General features: G+C 39.3%; 16 protein-coding genes and 1 pseudogene. All 17 read left to right on the top strand.

Going from position 1 to position 15,302, the window contains the following annotated elements:
* Window position 1 precedes the first annotated feature (1 nt).
* The 17 genes and pseudogenes from ureA (at window position 2) to miaB (ending at window position 15,293) form a co-directional block, all read left to right on the top strand.
* Complete coding sequence (ureA, locus tag OGI71_RS18270) at window positions 2-304, top strand: urease subunit gamma (protein WP_046674789.1); 303 nt, start codon at window positions 2-4, stop codon at window positions 302-304.
* 14 nt (window positions 305-318) lie between these two features.
* A pseudogene (gene ureB, locus OGI71_RS18265) lies at window positions 319-615 on the top strand (urease subunit beta); the annotation flags it as partial.
* A gap of 81 nt (window positions 616-696) precedes the next feature.
* On the top strand, window positions 697-2,547 hold the full coding sequence (ureC, locus tag OGI71_RS18260; protein ID WP_223584367.1) for an urease subunit alpha: 1,851 nt from the start codon (window positions 697-699) through the stop codon (window positions 2,545-2,547).
* Window positions 2,548-2,555: 8 nt separating this feature from the next.
* Window positions 2,556-3,050: an urease accessory protein UreE gene (locus tag OGI71_RS18255; RefSeq protein WP_282250860.1), complete on the top strand. Its 495-nt coding sequence runs from the start codon at window positions 2,556-2,558 to the stop codon at window positions 3,048-3,050.
* Window position 3,051: 1 nt separating this feature from the next.
* Window positions 3,052-3,738, top strand: coding sequence for an urease accessory protein UreF (locus tag OGI71_RS18250; RefSeq protein WP_282250859.1), 687 nt, complete (start codon window positions 3,052-3,054; stop codon window positions 3,736-3,738).
* A gap of 102 nt (window positions 3,739-3,840) precedes the next feature.
* Complete coding sequence (gene ureG, locus OGI71_RS18245) at window positions 3,841-4,470, top strand: urease accessory protein UreG (RefSeq protein ID WP_120261827.1); 630 nt, start codon at window positions 3,841-3,843, stop codon at window positions 4,468-4,470.
* Between the two features lie 12 nt (window positions 4,471-4,482).
* Entirely contained in the window at window positions 4,483-5,442 is a 960-nt protein-coding gene (locus OGI71_RS18240; RefSeq protein ID WP_282250858.1) for an urease accessory protein UreD, read from the top strand.
* Window positions 5,435-5,914: an urease accessory protein UreE gene (locus tag OGI71_RS18235; RefSeq protein WP_282250856.1), complete on the top strand. Its 480-nt coding sequence runs from the start codon at window positions 5,435-5,437 to the stop codon at window positions 5,912-5,914. The genes OGI71_RS18240 and OGI71_RS18235 overlap by 8 nt, the downstream gene beginning before the upstream one ends.
* A 106-nt stretch (window positions 5,915-6,020) precedes the next feature.
* Window positions 6,021-7,070 (top strand): A/G-specific adenine glycosylase, encoded by a 1,050-nt coding sequence (gene mutY / locus OGI71_RS18230; RefSeq protein ID WP_282250855.1) that lies wholly within the window; start codon window positions 6,021-6,023, stop codon window positions 7,068-7,070.
* A 19-nt stretch (window positions 7,071-7,089) separates the two neighbouring features.
* Window positions 7,090-7,548 (top strand): single-stranded DNA-binding protein, encoded by a 459-nt coding sequence (locus OGI71_RS18225; protein ID WP_120261823.1) that lies wholly within the window; start codon window positions 7,090-7,092, stop codon window positions 7,546-7,548.
* Between the two features lie 285 nt (window positions 7,549-7,833).
* Window positions 7,834-8,874 (top strand): phenylalanine--tRNA ligase subunit alpha, encoded by a 1,041-nt coding sequence (gene pheS, locus OGI71_RS18220; RefSeq protein ID WP_223584381.1) that lies wholly within the window; start codon window positions 7,834-7,836, stop codon window positions 8,872-8,874.
* Window positions 8,875-8,988: 114 nt separating this feature from the next.
* Window positions 8,989-9,564 (top strand): TetR/AcrR family transcriptional regulator, encoded by a 576-nt coding sequence (locus OGI71_RS18215; protein ID WP_120261822.1) that lies wholly within the window; start codon window positions 8,989-8,991, stop codon window positions 9,562-9,564.
* A 358-nt stretch (window positions 9,565-9,922) separates the two neighbouring features.
* Window positions 9,923-11,335: a 23S rRNA (uracil(1939)-C(5))-methyltransferase RlmD gene (rlmD, locus tag OGI71_RS18210; RefSeq protein ID WP_282250852.1), complete on the top strand. Its 1,413-nt coding sequence runs from the start codon at window positions 9,923-9,925 to the stop codon at window positions 11,333-11,335.
* A gap of 4 nt (window positions 11,336-11,339) precedes the next feature.
* Entirely contained in the window at window positions 11,340-11,738 is a 399-nt protein-coding gene (locus tag OGI71_RS18205) for a hypothetical protein (protein ID WP_282250851.1), read from the top strand.
* A 221-nt stretch (window positions 11,739-11,959) separates the two neighbouring features.
* The gene (locus OGI71_RS18200; protein ID WP_282250848.1) at window positions 11,960-12,715 is read left to right on the top strand and encodes a hypothetical protein; all 756 of its coding nucleotides are present in this window, start codon (window positions 11,960-11,962) and stop codon (window positions 12,713-12,715) included.
* A 201-nt stretch (window positions 12,716-12,916) separates the two neighbouring features.
* Complete coding sequence (locus tag OGI71_RS18195; RefSeq protein WP_257094794.1) at window positions 12,917-13,606, top strand: OmpA family protein; 690 nt, start codon at window positions 12,917-12,919, stop codon at window positions 13,604-13,606.
* Between the two features lie 250 nt (window positions 13,607-13,856).
* Complete coding sequence (gene miaB / locus OGI71_RS18190) at window positions 13,857-15,293, top strand: tRNA (N6-isopentenyl adenosine(37)-C2)-methylthiotransferase MiaB (RefSeq protein ID WP_223584403.1); 1,437 nt, start codon at window positions 13,857-13,859, stop codon at window positions 15,291-15,293.
* Window positions 15,294-15,302: the final 9 nt, after the last annotated feature.

The following is a 15,302-nucleotide window of genomic DNA, read 5'->3' as shown; positions in this document are numbered from 1 at the left end:
TATGCGTTTAACACCAAGAGAAACAGAAAAGCTGCTATTGCATTTGGCAGGAGAACTGGCAGCAAAGCGACTAAAGCGCGGGGTGAAACTAAATTACCCTGAATGTATTGCCTATATCAGTGCTCAGATTATGGAGGAAGCAAGAGATGGTCGGTCTGTTGCGGACTTAATGTCTTATGGTACGACCTTATTGAAAAGAAGCCAGGTGATGGAAGGTGTCCCTGAGATGATCCATGATGTACAGATTGAGGTTACTTTTCCGGACGGTACCAAGTTGGTAACAGTTCATGATCCTATTCGTTAATAAATCTTAATACTATGATTCCAGGAGAATACATTTTAAAAAAAGAAGAAATCAAGGCTAACGTGGGACGTAGAACCACTAGCGTTGTGGTAAAAAATGAAGGCGATAGACCAATTCAGGTGGGTTCGCACTATCATTTTTTTGAAGCGAACAAATTGCTTTCGTTTGACCGCGAAAAAGCATTTGGTATGCGCTTGAATATTCCTGCAAGTACGGCGGTACGGTTTGAACCAGGTGAACAGAAGTCTGTTGTGCTGGTTGAATTTGGAGGAAGCAAAGAAATTCACGGTTTCAATGGATTGACAAATGGTAAGTATACTGACCAAAATGTCAAATCGAAAGCTGTTGAGAAAATGAAAAAATTAAAATTCAGACAATCTAAATAATATAGAATGGGAGGATGGAATAGACGCGAATGGATTAAGGTTGTAGGACTCACGACATTGGGATCTACCGTTGGTCTACATGCGCTTGGTTTAGATAAACTAGGTTTAGACAAATCATCTGTTAAATATATTGATGGGGAGCTTTATATCCCTAGAGAAAAATATGCTGCTCTTTTTGGCCCGACAACGGGTGATAAGGTGCGTTTGGCTGATACGGAGTTGTTTATAGAAATTGAAAAAGATTTCAACGTATATGGCGAAGAAAATAAATTCGGTGGTGGAAAGACGATCCGTGATGGTATGGGACAATCTGCCCGTGCCCTGCGTGATGAAGGTGTTTTAGACTTCTGTATTACCAATGTGATCATTATTGACCATTGGGGTATTGTGAAGGCTGATATCGGTATCAAAGATGGTAAAATTGTTGGAATCGGAAAAGCGGGTAATCCTGACGTGCAGGATGGTGTAACCGAAGGTATGATTATCGGAGCTTCTACAGAAGTGCATGGTGGCGCTGGTTACATCCTTACTGCTGGCGGTATTGATACACACATTCACTTTATATCACCACAACAGATCGAGACTGCGTTATACTCAGGTGTAACTACATTTATCGGTGGTGGTGCTGGTCCAGCAGATGGTACACTGGCAACAACTGTTACGTCGGGTAAATGGTATATCGAGCGTATGTTTGAAGCGTTTGAAAATTTACCGATCAACGTTGGTTTCTTCGGTAAAGGTAACGTTTCGACAACTAAGCCGATCGAAGAGCAAATTGAAGCTGGTGCATTAGGGGTGAAAATCCATGAAGACTGGGGGGCTACGCCTGCGACTATCGATGCAGCTTTAAAAGTTGCTGATAAGTACGACGTACAGGTGGCTATACACACGGATACATTGAATGAAGCTGGTTTCTTAGAAGATACCGTTGCCGCAATCGATGGTCGTGTTATCCACACGTTCCATACAGAAGGAGCTGGTGGTGGACACGCACCTGATATCATCAAAATTGCGATGTATCCAAACATTCTCCCTGCATCTACCAACCCGACAAAACCGTTTACAGTGAATACCGCAGAAGAGCATCTTGATATGTTGATGGTCTGCCATCACTTGGATAAAAATGTGAAAGAAGATGTTGCTTTTGCAGATTCACGTATCCGTCCACAAACGATCGCGGCGGAAGATATTCTTCAAGATATGGGTGTATTCTCTATTATGAGTTCGGATAGTCAGGCGATGGGGCGTGTGGGTGAGGTTATCTCGCGTACATTCCAGACGGCACATAAAATGAAGATACAACGCGGTCCTTTGGCTGAGGATAAAGGTAAAGATAATGACAACTTCCGTGTAAAACGTTATGTGTCCAAATTTACAATCAACCCTGCAAAAGCGCATGGTATTGATAAATATATCGGATCTATTGAGACAGGTAAATATGCCGATTTGATCTTGTGGAAACCAGAGTTGTTTGGTGTGAAGCCAGAGTTGATTATCAAAGGTGGTATGATCCTAGGTGCGAAAATGGGGGATGCAAATGCTTCTATCCCTACACCACAGCCTATCATCTACAGACCAATGTTCGGAAACTATGGTAAGGCAGTGTCAAAATTGTGTTTCAATTTCGTTTCAAAAATATCTTTAGAGAATGGAAATATTCAAAAATTGAATTTATCACGTAAATGTTTGCCAGTAGAAGGCTGTCGTACAGTGATGAAAAAGGATATGGTACATAATCATGCCACACCTAATATCGTGGTCAATCCAGAAACGTATGAAGTTACAGTGGATGGTGTTTTAGCTACTTGTGAGCCATTAAAAGAGCTTCCAATGGCACAACGTTACTTCCTGTTCTAATTCAATATATGATTTTAGCAAGAGACATTAAAGGGAATATTTGGGCAGATGGCAAGGAGCAGGATGCTGTGGATCTTGATTTTTTAGAGCTTGAATGGTTTAATACCGAGCGACGTGTCATTCGGGGATTTACCGTTCAGGGTCGGGAGATCGGATTTAAAAACCTGGGTGAAGACTCCTTGTTCGATGGTGATATTCTGTTTGAAACAGAGGAACTCCGTATCGTTGTCCGAATATTGCCCTGTCCTTGTTTGGTCGTACGACCAAAAAATGTATTGGATATGGCAAGAATATGTTTAGAAATAGGCAATAAGCATATCCCTGTTTTTATCAACAAAGATCATGAAATCATAGCGGCTTACGAAAATCCGCTGTGGGAACAATTACAGCGGGCAGGATTTACACCAACGAAAGAGTCACGGGTAATCGAACGAACGCATACATTGCGCATACATCAGTATGCTGTAGTGCAAAATAAAATCACACTAGCGAAGGAGGTATAATATGAATCCATTGTTGACATTGATGCAGATCAATGATTCCGTTTTTCCGATTGGAGGATTCACACATTCCTATGGATTGGAAACCTATATAACCAAAGGTCTCGTACATGACTCGAAAACTGCCAAAGAGTATGCACAGACTTTATTGGAACATAGCTTCTATTACAACGATGCGGCCTTTTTTCATAAGACTTGGCAATTATGCGAAACAAAGGCTACAAAAAAAAAGGTAGCAGAATTAGACGCCCTGATCACGGCCTTTAAAGCGCCTTATGAAATTCGGGATGCAAGTAAAAAATTGGGAATACGCTTCTTGAAGCTGACTGAAAAATTGCAGCCGGTTAAACGTTGTTCAGCTTATTTGAAAGCAATAAATACACAAGAATTGCATGGGCATTACGCTATGGCATTCGCCATGTTTGCACATGCGCAAGGGATTAGTTATACAGATGCACTGAGCGCTTTTTATTATAATTCACTCAATGGTATTATGACCAACTGCGCGAAACTGGTCCCTATTAGTCAAATGGATGCACAACAGATTCTGTTTAAGTTGCAACCATTAATCAATAAGTTGGTTGTTGCTCAACCTACGTTGGAAGAGGATTTAATCGGTAACTGTTGTATTGCACAAGATATCCGTTGTATGCAACATGAAAAGTTATATACACGTATCTATATATCGTAAAAGCAAAATTATTGCTATACTTAAAATTTATTTTATCTGATTGAGCGAGTTAAATTTTAAGCGTAGTAAACTTCATCTAATCGATGGAAAAAATAAATAAAGATGAAAAAGACGTCAAAAAGAAATTATGTGAAAATTGGTGTTGCCGGACCTGTTGGATCGGGCAAGACTGCTTTGATCGAACGATTGACACGTTCGATGTCCGCAGATTATAGCATCTGTGTTGTTACAAATGATATTTACACACGTGAAGATGCGATGTATTTGCAGCAGAATTCGGCACTACCAGCAGAACGTATCATTGGTGTAGAGACTGGCGGATGCCCACATACCGCGATCCGCGAGGATGCATCAATGAATATTGAAGCGGTGGAGGAATTGGCCAACCGTTTTGAGGATGTGGAGCTTATTTTTGTTGAAAGTGGGGGGGATAACCTGACAGCAACATTCAGCCCAGATCTAGCGGATTTAACCATCTTTGTTCTTGATGTTGCCGAAGGAGAAAAAATGCCACGCAAAGGTGGTCCCGGTATAACTCGTTCAGATTTGTTGTTGATCAATAAAATTGATTTGGCGCCCTATGTACATGCAGATTTGGAGGTCATGCGCCGAGATACATTGCGCATGCGTGGAGAACGTCCTTTTATTTTTACGAATCTGATGACATTAGAAGGGTTGGAAGATGTAAAGAAATGGATCAAAGAATATGCTTTATTAGAACAAGTAGGCTAAAAACAATAGGATATGGATAGTAAGATAGTATTAAATGTAGCCAAAGAGGACGGTAGAAGCAGGCTGAAAGAAAGCTACCATAATGCACCTTATAAATTGACTCATTATGGAGCTGCGAATCTAACTGACCATCTGGAAATGATTATCATGAGTGCATCACCCGGTATTATGGATACAGATCATCTTCATATTGATGTCCATGTAAAGGAAGAGGCCCAATTAAAGCTGTTTACGCAGTCTTTCAATAAATTGCACCCGATGAAAACTGGGGCTAGCCAGCACACAGATGTACAGGTGGCTTCGGGGGGGATATTGCATTACATTCCGCATCCGGTCACACCTTTTAAAGACTCCATATTCAAGGCGACCAATCATATTCATTTGGCAGAAGATGCGGTTTTGATGTGGGGTGATATTATCAGTGTCGGGCGGATCTATATGAAAGAAGCATTTGAATTTGATCGTTTGCATACACAGACTAAGATTTTCAGATCAGGAAAACTGGCCTTTATTGATAATCAGCTGTTACAACCCAAAAAGCAGCCCATTCAGAAAATGCTCTTCTTTGAAGGTTATACCCATCAAGCGACCTTTTTATTCTCTGCTCTTTTTGCTCAGGAATTAAAGAGCGAACTTGATGAAATATTGACTGTAGAATATAATGATATCTCTTATGGATTTACACAGGCTTCGTCAGATGTCGTTATTCTACGAGCGCTGGGTTCTGATGGTGAATTGCTTTATGATTTTCTGCAAATGCTGGGGCAATTGTGTTGGGACTTTACCATGCACAAACTGTCGGAGTCAAAAGAAGGTGAAGTTATCGAAAATGAGGTAACAGAATCTTTGCCAGTTGTGGCGGAATCGGTTGTGACAGAGGTTGTTGTTGTTGTTGAAAAGAAAAGTACAACCAGTCCGCGGAAAAGGAAGGTAAGCAAAAGTAAAACGGAGGAAGGGCTGAAATATGCGTAAATCGAAAGAGCCTACCGAAATCCTCATTGAGTCCATTCCCAATTTTGAGGATGTTAAATTCAATCGTGAATCGGATATCTTGGATCTTTCCTACTTTGAAGTGAATAAACGTGTTATCCATCGCAAAACGCGTAAGGGCAATACAGTAAAGATACAACGCGATGACAGCACGGCCTTACTGTCGGGACAATGTATCTATCATAGCGATGATCTGTTTATACAGGTCAATATCTTGCCTTGTCTTTGTGTATTGCTTGACAGTCAGGATCTTTCTGTGGTCGGAGAATTCTGTTTTGATGTAGGCAATCGTCATTTGCCCGTGTATCTGAAAGCTGACGGACGCTTTGCTGTCTCCTATGACGGACGCCTGTATCAGGCTTTAAAAGAAAAATATAATGGTTCCATTGCTTTGGAGAATGCCATTTTGGAACCGGATGAACAGATTACATCGCTTCGCAATGCGAAAAAATAAGAGGTGAGTATTGGAATGCTTGTTTCAGGTTTTGATTTGATAGCGGCAGCCGATCTTTGTTTGCGCGCTGCTTGAAAATGCTGAAAAATTGTGCATTTTTGTTGTTATGACATTTGGTGCGGAATTGCAGGGATGGTATCAACAGCATAAGCGTGATTTACCATGGCGGGAAACAAGAGATGCTTATAAAATTTGGCTCTCTGAGATTATCTTGCAACAGACTCGAGTAGAACAAGGACTACCTTACTATTTACGATTTGTAGAACGTTTTGAGACAGTCGTTGACTTTGCCAATGCAAATGAAGATGATATTTTACACCTTTGGCAAGGACTAGGTTATTATTCAAGGGGACGAAATATGCATAAGGCTGCACGAATTGTCCGTGACGAATATAAGGGCATTTTTCCCGTAGACTATAAAACGCTGCTAAAACTTCCTGGTGTAGGTGAATATACAGCTGCCGCAATATCATCCTTTGCTAATAATGAGGCTCAGGCTGTACTGGATGGGAATGTGTTTCGTGTGCTGTCGAGATACTATGGAATAGATACAGCAATCAATTCTACTGAGGGAAAGAAAATTTTTACGGCTATCGCTCAGGAGAATTTAGATCAAGACCATCCGGCATTATACAATCAAGCTATCATGGATTTTGGGGCTATTCATTGTAAACCAAAACAACCCCTGTGTATTACCTGTATGTTCAATACATCATGTTACGCTTTGCTGCAAGGAGAGGTCGATCGATTGCCAGTTAAACTTAAAGCCAAGGCGAGTAAGGATCGATATTTTAATTATTTTATCATCAAGGATGATGTACAAATTTTAATGTCAAAACGCGGGGAAGGCGATGTCTGGCAGAATTTATATGAGTTTCCGCTGATCGAGTCTGATCGAACATTAACGATACCCGAGCTCCTTGGAGATGAGCAATTTGTCCAGTATTTTGGGGGAAAGGCTGAAATTAAACTCCTGCAAAAGCAAACTAAACATATTCTGAGCCATCAGAATATTTATGCGACATTCTTTGAAGTGCGGTTAGAGGGCAGTCTAAATCAAAAAAAATCCAGTTGGGATTATGTATTTTTAAAAGATTTAGATAAATTAGCTAAACACAAGTTGATCTTTACCTTTTTGGAAAGATCAAATTTTTAACCATTTATGCTTTTAAATTATGTCAGGAGTTAACAAAGTTATTTTAGTGGGACATCTTGGAAAAGATCCCGAAATTCGATATTTAGAAGGCAATGTCTCCGTTGCCAGTTTCCCATTGGCAACTTCAGAAACGTATAACAAGGACGGAAAACGAGTAGAACAAACCGAGTGGCACAATATTGTCATGTGGCGTGGTTTGGCAGATGTGGCAGTAAAATACCTTACTAAAGGCAAATTGGTCTATATCGAAGGTCGATTACGTACGCGTACCTACGAAGATAAAGAGGGGATCAGACGTTATGCGACTGAAGTCGTTGCAGAGACTTTTACCCTTTTGGGACGGAAATCGGATTTTGAACCTGCTGGCGCTGCTAACACGGGGAATGTTGCAAGTACACCGGCGCAGAAAGCTGAGGATAAAGAAATCGAAGTTGATTTTACCGAAAACGATCAGGAAGATAATCCGCTTCCATTTTAATCGAACTTAAAGGTAGCTTTGAATATTAGAAGATTATCATTTTATATTAAATATAGTTATGGGCAAAAGAGCAGATGAAAATCTGCTCTTTTTGATTTTTGGCATATTTCTAATTCTTTTTTAACACAATCAAACCATTTGTGTGCGTTCAAAGAGTTGATTACAAAGACCTTTGTCTCATCGAATCGTAAATGCTGATTTTCTATACAGGAACGCTTTTGACACGAGTTGAGAGATCGCTAAAATTTCTTTTTGGCGGAAATTTTGGCTATGTTTGTCGTAATTATGTTGCAAGATAAAATTACGCAGTATACTGAAGAAATTAAGGCGTTTGTGCCATCTTCTTCAGCCGATGTAGAAAATTTCAGATTGAAGTTTTTGGTTTCCAAAGGGATTGTAAAAAATCTTTTTGACGAATTCAAAACAGTTACTCCTGAAGAAAAACGTACTTTGGGGAAAGTACTGAATGAATTTAAGCAGTTGGCAGAAAATACATTCAAGGAAGCACAAGAGAAATTTGGTTCAGGTGAAAAGCAGAAATCCCAACAAATGGAAGGTGATTTAACGCTACCTGGTAACGGATTTCAATTGGGGTCTAGACATCCGATCTCATTGGTACGCAAGGAAATCGTTGAGATCTTTAAAAAGCTAGGCTTCATCGTTTCTGAGGGGCCAGAGATTGAAGATGATTGGCACAATTTCTCTGCTTTGAATTTTCCTCCTGAACATCCGGCGCGTGATATGCAAGATACATTCTTTATAAAAAAGCAAGAAGGTAACGATATTACGCTAAGAACACATACATCATCTGTTCAGGTTCGCCTGATGGAAGCTGGTAAACCTCCTTTCCGAGCGATTATGCCTGGACGTGTGTATCGGAACGAAGCAATTTCTGCCCGCGCACATTGTTTCTTTCATCAGGTAGAAGGATTATATGTAGATGAAAATGTTTCATTTGCTGATTTGAAGCAGACTTTATATCATTTTGTTCAAGAAATGTACGGTGAGGGGACTAAAGTACGTTTCCGTCCATCTTATTTCCCTTTTACAGAACCTTCAGCGGAGATGGATATTTCTTGTACGATCTGTAAAGGTGCTGGATGTAATCTTTGTAAATATTCAGGTTGGGTAGAGATTTTAGGTTGTGGAATGGTAGATCCGAATGTTCTTGAGAATTGTGGTATTGACAGTAAAAAGTATTCAGGTTTTGCCTTCGGTATGGGTATCGAAAGGATCACAAACCTTAAATATGTGATCAAAGATTTGCGACTTTTCTCTGAAAATGATACACGTTTCTTATCTCAGTTTGAGACTGAACTAATATAAATCAATGCTAATAAAGACTATTGAAACCATCACACTATTGCCACTCTCAAAGCGCATCTTGTTCTGTTTAGGAATTGGGAATAGTGTGATGCGTGGTAGTCTTATCTGAAGAATATGGAACCAGATCATATCATTGAATCCATAAAAAGAACCGCACGGGAACTCTTTCGTCAAAATGGTTATCATAAAACCAGTGTAAACACCTTAGCGAAAAAAGCTAAGATTGCTAAAGCGACTGTTTATAAATATTTTGATAGTAAGGAGATGATTTTGCATGCTATCTTGATGGATTATCTGCGGGCGAGTTTGTTGGAGATCTTAAAGACGACAAAATATGAGGATGATATGGCCTCTTTTTTGGCTTCCACAATTCTTCGTGTCAGCCGACTAACCTATACCGCATGTAATGAGTTGATTGGCTGGGAATTTATTCGTGAGTCTGCCAATGCACAGGAATATCTAAAAACACTATCTGAGGATTTGGAATTTTTGCTTTTAAGCACATTTATTCAGAATGAAAAGATTAATGAGGCGATCAGTGAGGAAAAACTGACATTTCTGATCAAATCAAGTAAGAGCATTGTATTCTCTTTTGCTTTTACAGCTGTTTCAGATGCCGATGTGCGTAAAAATTTCATTTCTTTTCAAAAGGAGATTCTTCCTTATCTGGTGCAGGCAACTATACTCTAAATGACGCTGGGTCTTATTTGTCTATTGCCTTTCGGTTATCCACTTTTAAATAATCTTCAATTTTTTTTCTGAATCGTCTGTTTTTTATTGATTCGTATTTTTCGTTAAGGGATCAATGAGCTTGTTAGGCTCAGGTTATTGAGCCGAAAGAACTTTTAGCCGATTTTCATAACTGTTTGTGCTAAACTTATATTATCGTTGATACTTGAATAATGGTCTTTGTTATTGCTTGACTAATTTTGAATATTGGGGAAATCGGACTGATGTAAATGGATTATTTCGATGCGCAAGAGGTCTTTTTTTTAAGACCGTATAGGTCAGTGGAAAATCATTATAAAAAATTGTATTTTTGCAAACTATGAGTAGAAGAATTCCGCAAGAAAAAAAGTTCTTGAAAGATATTGCAATCATTGATATTGCCGAAGAAGGTAGGGGTGTAGGTAAAACTGATGATTTGGTTTTGTTTGTCGAAAAAGCTGTCCCTGGTGATGTTGTCGATGTGGAGTTAATGCGCAAGAAGAAGAATTTTGCTGAAGCTCGGGTGATGAGTTTGAAGGAAGCTTCTACTTATCGCGTAGACCCTTTTTGTGAGCATTTTGGCGTTTGTGGTGGCTGTAAATGGCAACACATGAGCTATGAAGCCCAATTAAAATTCAAGCAACAATCTGTTGATAATGCTTTATCCCGTATTGGGAAAGTCGATACTTCCTCCATGGAAGATATTTTGGGATCAGCTCAAACGGAGTATTATAGAAATAAATTAGAATATACATTTTCCAATAAGAAATGGTTGACCTCTGTTGATGAAGATTCATCGCAATTGGAAATGAATGCTTTGGGCTTCCATGTACCAGGACGTTTTGATAAAATCTTAGATATCGATCATTGTTTTCTTCAGGAAGATCCTTCCAATGAGGTGCGGAATACCATACGGGACTTTGCACTAAGTAAAGGGATGACCTTCTACGATCTTCGTGAACATACAGGTGTATTACGAAATCTGATTATCCGTATTTCTTCTACAGGGGAGATGATGGTCATTGTGGTTTTTGCCTACCCAGAAGAAGGGCAGGTGGAATTGTTAATGAATTTCATCAATGAAAAATATCCGCAGATTGCCTCGCTTCTTTATATTGTGAATCAAAAGCGCAATGATACCATCTTTGATCAAGATATTCAAGTATATGCGGGTCGGGATTTTATTTATGAGGAAATGGAAGGTCTTCGCTATAAGGTTGGACCGAAATCATTTTATCAAACCAATTCTGCACAAGCATATGAACTCTATAAGATCACACGTGATTTTGCGGATCTAAAGGGGGATGAGTTGGTTTATGACTTATATACAGGAGCTGGTACAATTGCGAATTTTGTTGCTAAGAAGGCAAAAGAAGTGATCGGAGTTGAGTACGTACCTACTGCAATTGAAGACGCAAAGGTCAATTCAGCGATCAATAATATCAACAATACGAAGTTTTACGCTGGAGATATGAAAGATGTGTTGATACCATCTTTTATTGCTGAGCATGGGAAACCGGATGTAGTGATTACGGATCCGCCAAGAGCAGGTATGCATGCGGATGTCGTGGCCCGGTTATTGGAAATGGAGTCTCCGAAAATTGTTTACGTGAGTTGTAATGCCGCAACACAGGCGAGAGATTTAGTACTATTGGCAGAAAAATACGATGTAAAACGTATCAAGCCGGTGGATATGTTTCCCCATACACAACACGTAGAAAATGTCGTTCTATTGGAACTAAAAAAATCATAATATTATGGAAGTAGAGGATTTATTTTCGGGCGGAGCCAGAAATGAGGAGGCGCAATCTACTGGGCAGAGTCCCTTGAAAAGTTTGCAGGTAGATCTTGATTTTTATAGTGAGTCGATCCGTGAAGTTTCGATGGAGATCATAGAGGAAGGCTATTCTTCCTATCCGATTTTTGTAGCACATCAACATGAGGTTTCCGTGGGTGAAGTGATCTTAGATCGAGTAGATCTGGAAACTAATTGGACAATCAATGCTTCTACGTTGGAAGAGTTTGTCGAATTGGATATCATTCAAGAGGATCGTAAAGCTACTTTTATTCAGAATTATAAATCTGCGAAGGATTATATGTGTTTGTTTGTCGTTGTTGCTGAAGGAGCCAATTTTGTTTTCTACCCCTATAAATAGAGAAAGAATATTTAAACTTTTTTAACAATACAATTGTCAAACTATTACTATTTTTAGCGAAATAGGTTGAAAGCATGATGGATTCAAAAGGCTATAATGAGCAGAGCGGAGAATCAGGTCGTTTGGATTTCGAGTCGTTGATATTACATCATAGCTTTCAAAAAACGCTAATGGCGAGATAAATGCCTGAGAAAACTAGCGTGATAAAACAATATATTCCAATGAGAAGAATACACATAGGAGGGCTATTAGGCATCTTGATGTTGCTTTTGACGGCATTCGGTGCAAAGGCCCAACATATACAGAAAGTGTCAGGTATGGTGATGCAAAGGGGAACTGCCAATAGAATTGGCGATGTGGTGGTCCTGAATTTGCGCACGAGCAGATCAGCATTGACAAACTCTTTTGGGGTGTTCACGATAGATGCATCTGTGGGAGATTCTCTTTCTTTCACTAAAGTTGGGTTTTCACCGGTAAAGACTGTTTTGACAAACTTGAATGAATTCTATATTGAGATGCAGGAAGGGATTAAGCTTGAAACAGTCATTGTTGAGCGAAAATCCAAGGAAGCCGAACTGAATGATGCTATGGGAAATTATTCAAAGAAAGGGGTCTATAATGGCGGGAAAAATAAATTTGGAACCTATTTAGGTAGTCCTGCTACCGCACTTTATAATCTTTTTGGACGTGAGGCGAAAAATGCGAAACGCTTTGGACGCTTTATGGATCGAGAAAAAGAGGAATTACAGGTAGACCGTATCTTTTCAAGGGCAGCTGTCCAGAAATTAACGAAATTGGATAGCGTGGATTTAGATGCGTTCATGATACGTTATCGTCCCTCATTTGATCTAGCTGAACATTGGGGCCAATATGATTTGATGAATTATGTACGGCAGTCTCTAGAGGATTTTGAAGCAAAAGGGCGTCCAAAAGGATCATTATTACCTGATATTGAAGTTAAGACCCAAGAGAAATAAAACATTTTTCGTTTTATGCTGTTAGTTCTAGTGAACATTGACCGTCGAGATTATTTGTAGCTTATCGTCTTCATTTATCAACGTTGTGATGCTTTTTTTTGAGTATGGTAACAAAAAAGTTAAAAAAGGATGCTTTTGGCACTTTGTTTGATTTTAACATGAACAGTAATTTAATTTGAATATTAAAAGTCTTAGATAGATATGAAAATGAATAGAAAATTAGCTGTATTTGGTTTGACTGTTGCAACCTCAGCTATGTTATTTGGAAGTTGTTCTACAATCCAAAATACAAATAATACGACTAAAGGTGGTGTGATCGGTGGTGTTGCGGGTGGTGCTTTAGGCGCATTAATTGGTGGTAAGGCTGGTAATACGGCTATTGGTACATTAGCAGGTGCGGCCATTGGTGGTGCAGCGGGTGTATTGATCGGTAAGAAAATGGATAAACAAGCTGCTGAGATTTCTAAAACCGTAGAAGGTGCTGAAGTGACTCAATCTGCAGAAGGTATTGTTGTAAAATTTGATTCGGGTATTTTGTTTGATTTCAATAAATCTGATTTAAAAACATCTGCAAAGGATAATATTGCAAATTTAGTTGCAACATTAAATAAAGAGCAAGGAACAGAAATTTTAGTTATTGGACACACAGATAATGTGGGAACTTTAGCTGCAAATGACAAAGTTTCTTTGGATCGTGCAAATTCGGTACGTGCTTTTGCGGTATCTAAAGGTTTATCTTCTTCACGTATTAAAACTGAAGGAAGAAACTTCTCTGAGCCAATAGCAAGTAATGATACAGAATCTGGACGTGCGCAAAACCGTCGTGTGGAGATCGTTATTGTTGCTGGTGACCAAATGAAGAAAGAAGCAAAACAACAAGCTGGTCAATAACGATCTAAGCAAATCGCTCCTTTGGAGACGGATATGTTTGACTCTTTTAAATAGAGAGTTTGTTGAATTTCCAAAATAACAGAAGGCGCGGAATCTATCCGCGTCTTTTTTGTGAAGTATCCCGCCAGACCCGCTATGATATAAATTATTTACTTCACAAATTTGACAAAGTATAAACCATATTTCTGGCTGACAAACTGTCATTATATGGATTTTAATTTCTAACTTTGTAGTCTTTGAAAATTGAGCTATGCTAGATTTAACACATACAACTAAGGAACACGACGAATCTCGTCAGGGTGAGGCATTGTTATTGGAACAAGATCCAAAGATCAGTAATGGACGTAAACTGTATATTGAAAGTTACGGCTGCCAAATGAACTTCTCGGATAGTGAGATCGTTGCTTCTATTTTGTTGGATAAGGGTTTTGAAACGACAAAGAATTATCAGGAAGCTGATGTTGTCTTTATTAATACCTGTTCAATCCGTGAGAATGCAGAGCAACGTGTTCGTAATCGACTGAAAGAATTTGAGGCGGCTAAGACCAGAAATCCTGGAATGATCGTCGGCGTATTAGGCTGTATGGCTGAACGTTTAAAATCGAAGTTTCTAGAGGAAGAAAAATTAGTTGATGTTGTAGTAGGTCCTGATGCGTATCGTGATCTTCCTAACTTAATTGAAAAGGTAGATGACGGAGCAAAAGCAGTGAATGTATTGCTTTCACGTGAGGAGACTTATGCTGATATTAATCCGGTTCGATTAAATTCAAATGGTGTAACGGCCTTTATTTCGATCATGCGTGGTTGCGATAACATGTGTTCGTTCTGTGTGGTTCCTTTTACCAGGGGACGTGAGCGTAGCCGCGATCCACATTCTATTGTGAAAGAAGCACAAGATTTATTCAACGCTGGATATAAAGAAGTGACTTTATTGGGTCAAAATGTGGATTCCTATAAACATACAGCGCCAGTTGCTGAAGGAGAAACTCCAGGTGAGACGGTGACGTTTGCCAAATTATTGACGATGGTTGCAGAGGTGAGCCCACTTTTACGGGTTCGTTTTTCGACTTCCCATCCAAAAGATATCACGGATGAAGTTTTATATGCAATCGCATCACATGAAAATGTTTGTAACTATATCCATTTGCCAGTGCAATCTGGGAATTCTAGGGTATTGGAACTTATGAATCGTACTTACGATCGTGAGTGGTATATGGAACGTGTAGATGCTATCCGTAAAATTATTCCAGATTGTGCGATTTCTACTGACGTTATTACCGGATTCTGTACAGAAACGGAAGCAGAACATCAGGAAACGTTATCGATGATGGATTATGTGAAGTATGACTTTGCATATATGTTTGCTTATTCTGAAAGACCAGGCACATTAGCTGCGAAGCGTTATGAAGATGATATTCCAGAGGATGTCAAAAAACGTCGTTTGACGGAAGTAATCAACAAACAACGTGACCATAGCTTATATCGTTACCAGCATTTTATTGGAAAAGTTTGTAAAGTTCTGATAGAAGGTTTTTCAAAAAGATCTGAGTTTGATTTTTGTGGTCGTAATGATCAGAATGCCTTGGTTGTGTTTCCTATAGACCCTCGCTACAAACAAGGGGATTATGTCAATGTGCTTGTGGAATCATGTACATCAGCAACCTTGCTCGGTAAAATTGTTGATTAAGAAAACTTA

It is taken from the genome of Sphingobacterium sp. ML3W (assembly GCF_029542085.1).
Taxonomy (GTDB): Bacteria; Bacteroidota; Bacteroidia; order Sphingobacteriales; family Sphingobacteriaceae; genus Sphingobacterium.
Note: the sequence above shows the minus strand (reverse complement) of the source record. Positions and strands in the feature narration are given on the sequence as shown.

What these genes read in the sequence shown, in the direction of transcription:
- OGI71_RS18250 (WP_282250859.1), top strand. Translation starts at nt 3,052, where the DNA reads ATGAATCCATTGTTGACATTGATGCAGATCAATGATTCCGTTTTTCCG.
- ureG (WP_120261827.1), top strand. Translation starts at nt 3,841, where the DNA reads ATGAAAAAGACGTCAAAAAGAAATTATGTGAAAATTGGTGTTGCCGGA.
- rlmD (WP_282250852.1), top strand. Translation starts at nt 9,923, where the DNA reads ATGAGTAGAAGAATTCCGCAAGAAAAAAAGTTCTTGAAAGATATTGCA.
- OGI71_RS18235 (WP_282250856.1), top strand. Translation starts at nt 5,435, where the DNA reads ATGCGTAAATCGAAAGAGCCTACCGAAATCCTCATTGAGTCCATTCCC.
- OGI71_RS18215 (WP_120261822.1), top strand. Translation starts at nt 8,989, where the DNA reads ATGGAACCAGATCATATCATTGAATCCATAAAAAGAACCGCACGGGAA.
- OGI71_RS18195 (WP_257094794.1), top strand. Translation starts at nt 12,917, where the DNA reads ATGAAAATGAATAGAAAATTAGCTGTATTTGGTTTGACTGTTGCAACC.
- mutY (WP_282250855.1), top strand. Translation starts at nt 6,021, where the DNA reads ATGACATTTGGTGCGGAATTGCAGGGATGGTATCAACAGCATAAGCGT.
- OGI71_RS18205 (WP_282250851.1), top strand. Translation starts at nt 11,340, where the DNA reads ATGGAAGTAGAGGATTTATTTTCGGGCGGAGCCAGAAATGAGGAGGCG.
- ureC (WP_223584367.1), top strand. Translation starts at nt 697, where the DNA reads ATGGGAGGATGGAATAGACGCGAATGGATTAAGGTTGTAGGACTCACG.
- miaB (WP_223584403.1), top strand. Translation starts at nt 13,857, where the DNA reads ATGCTAGATTTAACACATACAACTAAGGAACACGACGAATCTCGTCAG.
- OGI71_RS18225 (WP_120261823.1), top strand. Translation starts at nt 7,090, where the DNA reads ATGTCAGGAGTTAACAAAGTTATTTTAGTGGGACATCTTGGAAAAGAT.
- pheS (WP_223584381.1), top strand. Translation starts at nt 7,834, where the DNA reads ATGTTGCAAGATAAAATTACGCAGTATACTGAAGAAATTAAGGCGTTT.
- OGI71_RS18255 (WP_282250860.1), top strand. Translation starts at nt 2,556, where the DNA reads ATGATTTTAGCAAGAGACATTAAAGGGAATATTTGGGCAGATGGCAAG.
- OGI71_RS18240 (WP_282250858.1), top strand. Translation starts at nt 4,483, where the DNA reads ATGGATAGTAAGATAGTATTAAATGTAGCCAAAGAGGACGGTAGAAGC.
- OGI71_RS18200 (WP_282250848.1), top strand. Translation starts at nt 11,960, where the DNA reads ATGAGAAGAATACACATAGGAGGGCTATTAGGCATCTTGATGTTGCTT.
- ureA (WP_046674789.1), top strand. Translation starts at nt 2, where the DNA reads ATGCGTTTAACACCAAGAGAAACAGAAAAGCTGCTATTGCATTTGGCA.